Consider the following 7,077-nt stretch of genomic DNA (forward strand, 5'->3'; position numbering starts at 1 on the left):
CTCACGCTCCGCGAAGAACCTACCAAGCCGCACTATTTAGGCACGGCTTGGCAGGCAGGGTTTGGGAACAGCACAAGCCCTTCAACCCTGCGGCATGAATGTTGTTCCTCTGTTGTCCCGTTCTACATCTCCTTGTCCCGAAAAGAGAAGAGAAATGGGACATCGCTCATTTCCGGCTGGGAGGGCGCTGAAGCTGGGTCTGTCCCGGCTGTCCCGCCCAAATCAGGAAGAGGCCAGCGGAGATTCAGAAAGTCCGGGCGTGTTTTCGGTGGGGCACCGTAAACACGCCGTGGATGAGTCGAACGGTCCTTTTCAGCGATCATAGCGCCGAGTGGCTTGAGGCGCTCTTTAAGTCGTCTGTAAAGGGTTGACTGCGCTGGAAGCGCACTTCCTCCTTGCTCGGCAAGCCGGTTCACGGCTATATAAACCGTCTCAGGCTCCAAAAAGATGAACGGTTGACCGTTGACGATTTGGAAATACCCGACCGGCAGGCCGCGACGGTCAGTCGACCAGTGCCTTTCCATCCGGTCTGGATCGCCGTACTCCCGCCAGCTCCACCCCAGCGTTTCGGCTACGCTTTCATCCGGTACGTCCCCGGTGTGCGCGTCTCTTAAGTAGACCTCGCCTGTCCGCAGGAGGGAACCGAGCAAACTGAGAAACCGCTCCACTGGGTCCGTATGGCCCAAGTAGGCGGCCTGCCCAGTTGCCTGCTCAGTGAGCGCTGTTGTGACGCGGCGGAGGTACGATCTGGCTTCCTCAAGCGAGATCGCCTCCGTGTCGGCAGCGAAAGAGAAAAATGCCCGGCAGCCTTCGAGCAGTTCCGCCGCGTTTTCGGGCGTCCGGGCGTGGGGTGCAGCGAACAAAGACGCACTGGCTCTCACCCGCCGTTTGAGCGCTTCGCCAGTCAGGTCATCGTAGTTCGCTGCGATCCAACGGATGTAGGCCGAGAGCGCGAGGGCATACTGACCGGAGGCCGCAAGCTGCCGGGCTGCTTCAAATCGTTCAGACGCTCCTCGATGCTCGAAGAGTGGCGTCGACACGTCAACAGCCACCGTCCTAGCAACGTCGGAGGTCTTTCGCGGCGTCTCCTCGGCGGTCGTCAGTACAGAGCCTCGCGGATACGGCCCGCTGCTGACCGTTGCGCCGTCTTGGGAAAGCCGCGAGCGTCCGGCCCGGTCCCCGGCACTGCTCAGGAGTGTGGACACCTCGGCGTGCCTGCGCGAGACCTCAGCCGCAATACCGGCGGGCTTGAAATCGTCGATGATGAACAGGACATCCTTGGCGATGAACGCCTCCCGGTTAAGGGCGTTAGCGGTACTTTGCCAACTTGCTGGAAGATGCTTCGCCGTCCACGCCTGGCCGTAATGGGCCTGACACAGTGCGGCATAGGTCGTTTTTCCGGAGCCTGTCCGGCCCGCTACCCAGACGGTAAAGTCCACGTCTCCAAGGGGCGCGCGGTAGGTGAGGCCCAGCATCACCACGGCAACAGCGTCTGGAGCCAGTTCCAGCAGGGCCAGTGACGCCCTGACCGCCGCCCGAAGGGTCTCGCCTGTTACCGGGGCGGGCAGCGCGTACCCGGAAAGTCGCCCTGTCATCTCAACTCGGATGCCCGGAACAGCGCCGCTGGCCCCGATGCAGCATCCTGCCGTGAGGTAGACCGGACCGATCTCCGGGAGCTCCCTCCAGCCGGTGTGGGTGTAGACCGTCTCACGGTGAATACCCGCCTTGGTCGAGAGTTGTTGAATCGCGGCTCTCGACTCCTCTTTGGTGCCGGGCGCAGGGTAGACGAACGCCCGCGCTCCCCATTTGTCGGCCCACTGAAGGGAGCGGAATTCGGTAAACGGCACTGTCTGCGGTGAAAAGGGGTGGCCCTGGCTATCAGTGCCTTCGAGCTGATAGGCTCCGACCAGATTGCCCGAACCATCGTCTCGATGGAGTTCAGCCACAATGCGAACCGTGAAGCCAAGCAGCGGGCGAGTCGTATCGCCGTTCTCTATGTCTTTGGCCTTGGTCAACTTGACGATGCCGCCGCCGCGTATCGCGTAAGGCCAATCGGTAAACCCCTCTCCCCAGGTGGCCTGTGAAGTCTTTTCAGCAATGCTCTGTGGTTCATCAGCCTTGCCGTTTAAGGTTTTAAGTTCTGAAAGAGCACTCCTGGTGGCCTTCAAGGACCGCTTCACTGCTGGTCCTTAGTCGGAGAGGGAAGTGCGACCCCCAGCCAATCCAGCGCGTCCACGGTGCGGACGCGAAATAACCGAGGCGTGATTCGCTTGACCCGGAGCTGGCCCTCTTCAATGGCCTTGCGGACCGTGGCTTGGCCGACCTCACCAAAGTCGGCGACGCTCTTGATGCTATGGAATTCGTGGGCCAAAAAGTTTTTGAGTGATTCGGACATGTTGAGTGCCTCCGCTGCGTGAGAGGAGCGATCTACATCCACCCTGCCAAGAGAGCAAGGCCCGTCACTTCACTGTCGGGAAATAAGGATGCGGATCAGGAGGGCAGAATAGGTTCTACTCTGCGGCCTCACTCAGACAGGGGGCGCTAGCGGTGCCGATGGTGGTAGAGACATCAAAGATATTGTTTTAATGATCAAAAACGGAGTTGTAGGCAATATAACTCTGCTGATTAAAAATATAATCAAAGCTTCAAGTCTCAAATACTTGTAAATACAATCTAAATTCAGTAAGCTCTTGAGTTCTCTAATACTATCTATTGTACTAGAGAGTTTTCTTGCATCCCCTATGGCAGTCCAGATTAGATTATGCTGAGACAACGTAAATCTACCCGCAATTCTTTGTGCAGCAAATCGTAATATCTTACTCAAGTAAAGTATTACCCTACCCATCTTCCAATCTGGGGTGTTCCAAAAGCATTCATGTATCTTGATTCTCATGAATCGACATACCCATAAAATCAAATCAAGTCTTCTTCGCTCGGCCTGGTATTGAGCAGTCGTTTTGCTGGATTGCGGCAGCTCTTCAAGGGACGAATGGAAATCCTCGGAGTATTCCTCGAAACCACGTACTGGACGATCACCCAGGTTTTTTAGGAAGGATGATTCAGTTTTTTCAACAACAATTCTGGATGAAAGAGTACAAAGCTCTGCTGCCATCCTACTCGGACGGGCTGCCGCTGTTAATTTTGCTGACTCGTGCGCATTCCTCCGCCTGGCTCGCTCTGACGAAACTCCCTTTGCGCACCTGATCGGATTCATCTGTGTACATATTACTCCCTGAATAACACGGGGTCAAGCTAGACGTCCTAAAATCTCATTCTGTTATTTGCTTAACCTATTTTGTCTATAAAGTGTCTAAAAAGAGGTGATACGAGAAGGCATGAGGCGAACAAAATACAACACGCCGAAATCTATAAGATTCGTCTGACACGTCAAAAACATAACAGGAGAGCATTTAGTTTAATAGGGCGAAACACGCCCTCATATAGTTCGTAATCAGTAGGTCGTCAGTTCGAATCTGACCTCTGGCTCCAAGAAAAAAGCCCGCCCAGTGCGGGTTTTGTTATTTCGGGTCAAGGCCCGCATGTGGCCCAAAGTGCCAAACGTGGCCCATTCGTGGCCCATTTGGTTTTTATGGCCCAAATTTCGCGCCCCAGTCTGCCAGGGTCGAGCGGGCAGTGAATAAAAAACTTCACCACCACTTTTTTTATCTGGACCCCTATATAACGTGGGGACAATGGGGGCAGTGGGGACAATAGCCCGTAAACCGCGTCCTACACGGTGAAAACTCCTGTCCCCACGCACTCCGGGCGGTGGGGACAGCAAAATAGGTGAGGTCCGATAGAGTGCGTCCTAGACGGTGTTTCTTTCTGTCCCCACATTGTCCCCAGCAGTGGGGACAGGCCCGCCGCTCAGGGCTTCATGGCGCGGCGCGGCCCACCTTTGCGGCCATGCCGGGCTGATCTGGGCAGGGGCCGGGCAGGTGTGGCCTCCGGTTCTTCCCGTACCTCATCCAGTTTCCCTACCCTCGCCGGACTGAGGTTCAGCCGCGTGGCCCGGCGGCCCGCGTCATACGAGGTCTGGTAAAAGTTCATGGTCACCGTCGAGTTGGCGTGCCCCATGACGGCGCTCACATCGCCTAGGTGGACCCCGTGCGCCAGGTTCAGCGAGGCGTAGGTGTGGCGCAGCTTGTGGGGGCTGAGCAAGGGCACCCCGGCCCGCTTGCAGGTGCGCTCCATGATATTTCTCAGCGTGTCATGCGACATGGGTTCCCCGGTCAGCGGCGAAGGGAAGAGGGGAGAGTGCGGCCCCGCCTTCTGCCCGTGGGCGGCTGACTCGACGTTCACCCGCTCGCGCATGTCCTCGATGATGCCCGCCGCGTCTTCCGAGAGGGGCACCGCCCGCGCCCCTGCCGCCGTCTTGGGCAAGCCGTCGTAAGGCACGCCCTGAAACTCTGAGCGGGTCTTGCTGACCATCACCACCGGCACGCCCGCCGCGTCACTTCCCAGGTCAGCCCAGGTCAGCGCTACTGCTTCACCGATCCGTAGCCCGGTCAGCACCATGAAGGCCAGCGGCAAGGCCCAGCGGTCTTCGAGCGCTGCCATGAAAAAGCGTGTGGCCTCTTCCGGGGTAAAGGCTTTGATCCTCGCCGCCTGGGCGTGCCGGGGGGCGGCTGGCCGGGCGTGGGCGGTGGGGTTGTCCCTGAGCACCCCGTCAGCCATAGCCCGCTTGTACGCCCCGGAAAGCAGTGAGCGCACCTGCTTTTGACCGCTCAGCCCCAGTCCGGTTCGCTTGCCGCTCGCCTCGCTCAGCTTGTCGAAGTGGGCACGCAGATCTTTGGGTTGGATGCCTGCCGCCTTCCTCTTGCCGAGTTGCGGCTCTATGTAGTGCTCAAATAGATAAGCGTTGTTCTGATAACTCCGGGTTGCCCAGGTGCCGCGCATGGCCTCCATGTGTTCCCTGACCATCTGGGCCACGGTGAGCGTCTGAGCTACAGGCCGTTGACCGTGCGCCGCTTCCTGTTGTGCTTTGGTGATGGCTTTCTGGGCCTCGGTCTTGGTCCTCACCGTACCGGTTAGGCGGGCTTGCACATCGTCCGGGTAGATGACGCGCACCCGCCAGCGAAAGCGCCCGCTGGGCAGCTCTTCGATGGTGCCCGCGTGCCACCCGTTCCGGCCCTTCCCCTTGGTCATGCCGACAGCTTAGGGCATTACAGGGCAAATGGGCCACACCCGGACACTACAGGGCAGCTCAGCACCGCCCAGCGCGGCCAGACTGAGGGCTTGTGAAGATCAGTAGGGCGGGGGAGTGGCTACCCTTCGCGGGTTACAGCAGCCCCAAGAGGGCCAGGCCACCCACTGCCCGGTAGACGCCGTAGCCCAGCACCACACACAGCAGCAGTGCCAGGCCCACCGATAAGCGCTCACCCCGTCCGGCGAAGAGAAATAGCCCGGCTAGGAGCAGCGATAGACCGGCGTGGTAAGCGCTTCCGAGTCGCCACTCGATGACGGCCACCGCCACGTAAACCAGCACGCCCAGCACCCTCAGCGCCAGGGCCGCGCCGTTCGGAAGCAGGGTACTCACTGCTCACCTTCGCCGGGCAGCACTTCCGCCGTCAGGCGTAGGTCGAGCGCTTCAAGCATGGCTGCCCAGACGGGGGGCGGGCTTCCGCTGTCTTTCCCACCGTTCAGCGCCCGGCTGATGGCGTTCGGATGCTTGCCGGTGGCCCTCGCCAGATCGGCCCGTGACATGCCTTTGGTCTTCAGTCGAGCATTGACTACCGCTCTCAGTTCATCGTTCATGCAGCCATACTAACACCCACCGTTAGCTAACATCTACTGTTGACATTATAGGCTGTAACTGTTAGCATTGAGAGAGCAGAAAGGGCACGCACTCCGACCAAGAAACACGCGCCCCCACTGACTCCCCCCGTACCGAAGGAAGCATCATGAACACTACCTCACTCGCAGACGGCGCGTACCAGTACACCAGCACCCCCACCTACGGCGCGTCCTTCGCCGTCCTGACCATCATCGAGGGTAGCTGCGTCACCGCCTACGCCACGGGTGAGGGCGAGGCCCAGACCTGGGCCAGTGCGGCGCGGCTGGCTGACCTGGGCGGCTTGCTGCTCGCCCAGTTGGCCGCCGAGATTGCCACCCGCACCCGCGCCGGGGCGTGCATGGCGCAGGTCAACTTCTGCCCGGTCAAGGCCGCGCCGACCATCGGTAAGGCCCGCGCCGCGAAGCTGCACAAGATCATGACCCGCGTGGGTATGCCCAGCGTTCACCACTACGCCAGCGCGGCCCGCGCCACTGGCCGCGAAGTCTGGAGCCTGGCGAGCCTCACCGAACGCGAAGCCCGGCAGACCTGGGCGTATCTGTGCCGCATGTTCCAGGCTGCCCAGCACGCGGCCTGAGTTCCGCTTAGGGGTGTGACTGATACTCACACCCCATGAACGATGCACCGCAACCCGTACCCCATGACAAAGACATCATCAGGAGTGACCCCCATGACCACCAACCACCAGACCACCGACAGCCTGACCTCGCTCACCGTCCCCGCTGCCCGCTGTGATGCCTGCGGCGCCGTCCCCGCGCTCGACCTGCCCGGCGGTTATCTGGAGTGCCCGCGCTGCCACGCCCGGCGGGTCATGCTCCAGGGCGCTCAAGCCCACCTGGCCGCTGAGCTGGCCCCGCTGCTGGGTATCTGGGCGCAGCACTGGCAAGCAGCGGGCCTGACTGAGCGGCAACTCACTGACGTGCTGGAACTGATGAGCCTCACCGACCTGGCCGCCCAGCCCGAAGCGGCCACCGCTGCCGAAGGCGGTGAGGGGAGCGAGTGAGGACTGAGCCGCCCCCAGATGCCCGGCTGGGGTTGTACCGGCATGGCGACACGGTGAGCGAGAAAGCGGCCCTTGAGTTGGCGGGCCGCCCAGACTTCCCCGCGTCATGGCTGATCGTGCCCAGTCCTGACGGTGAGCGGCTGAGCCTGATGTGGGGGGATGCATGCACCACGGCTGAGCTGAGCCGGTCCTCAGTCTGGAACACCATGCAGCGGGCGACTATCCAGGCGGCCAGACATCACAGCGGCGAAGCGTAGAGGGTCAATGCCTGAATTTTCTT

At 60.4% G+C, this 7,077-nt stretch carries 8 protein-coding genes; 3 read left to right on the forward strand and 5 right to left on the reverse strand.

The genetic code is table 11. From position 1 onward, the window contains the following. Positions 1 to 122: 122 nt before the first annotated feature. From Q0R23_RS00255 to Q0R23_RS00275, 5 genes are all read right to left on the reverse strand, one after another. Entirely contained in the window at positions 123 to 2,168 is a 2,046-nt protein-coding gene (locus Q0R23_RS00255) for a DUF927 domain-containing protein (RefSeq protein WP_293909051.1), read from the reverse strand. Between the two features lie 8 nt (positions 2,169 to 2,176). Continuing rightward, complete coding sequence (locus Q0R23_RS00260) at positions 2,177 to 2,395, reverse strand: hypothetical protein (protein ID WP_293909053.1); 219 nt, start codon at positions 2,393 to 2,395, stop codon at positions 2,177 to 2,179. 1,472 nt (positions 2,396 to 3,867) lie between these two features. After that, positions 3,868 to 5,148 (reverse strand): site-specific integrase, encoded by a 1,281-nt coding sequence (locus Q0R23_RS00265; RefSeq protein WP_293909055.1) that lies wholly within the window; start codon positions 5,146 to 5,148, stop codon positions 3,868 to 3,870. Positions 5,149 to 5,281: 133 nt separating this feature from the next. Next, the gene (locus Q0R23_RS00270; protein ID WP_293909057.1) at positions 5,282 to 5,539 is read right to left on the reverse strand and encodes a hypothetical protein; all 258 of its coding nucleotides are present in this window, start codon (positions 5,537 to 5,539) and stop codon (positions 5,282 to 5,284) included. Further along, the gene (locus Q0R23_RS00275; protein ID WP_293909059.1) at positions 5,536 to 5,757 is read right to left on the reverse strand and encodes a helix-turn-helix transcriptional regulator; all 222 of its coding nucleotides are present in this window, start codon (positions 5,755 to 5,757) and stop codon (positions 5,536 to 5,538) included. The genes Q0R23_RS00270 and Q0R23_RS00275 overlap by 4 nt, the downstream gene beginning before the upstream one ends. 146 nt (positions 5,758 to 5,903) lie before the next feature. Here Q0R23_RS00275 and Q0R23_RS00280 point away from each other — a divergent pair, with 146 nt between their 5' ends. The 3 genes from Q0R23_RS00280 to Q0R23_RS00290 all read left to right on the forward strand — a co-directional run bounded on the left by Q0R23_RS00280 (position 5,904) and on the right by Q0R23_RS00290 (position 7,054). Continuing rightward, complete coding sequence (locus tag Q0R23_RS00280) at positions 5,904 to 6,371, forward strand: hypothetical protein (protein WP_293909061.1); 468 nt, start codon at positions 5,904 to 5,906, stop codon at positions 6,369 to 6,371. Positions 6,372 to 6,464: 93 nt separating this feature from the next. Beyond that, positions 6,465 to 6,797 carry a hypothetical protein gene (locus tag Q0R23_RS00285; protein WP_293909063.1) on the forward strand — a complete coding sequence of 111 codons (333 nt, stop codon included), beginning with the start codon at positions 6,465 to 6,467 and terminating at the stop codon, positions 6,795 to 6,797. Further along, a complete protein-coding gene (locus tag Q0R23_RS00290) occupies positions 6,794 to 7,054 on the forward strand; it encodes a hypothetical protein (protein WP_293909065.1) in 261 nt (86 codons plus the stop codon). Before Q0R23_RS00285 ends, Q0R23_RS00290 begins: the two co-directional genes overlap by 4 nt. Positions 7,055 to 7,077: the final 23 nt, after the last annotated feature.

This window comes from Deinococcus sp., from assembly GCF_025362455.1.
Taxonomy (GTDB): domain Bacteria; phylum Deinococcota; class Deinococci; order Deinococcales; family Deinococcaceae; genus Deinococcus.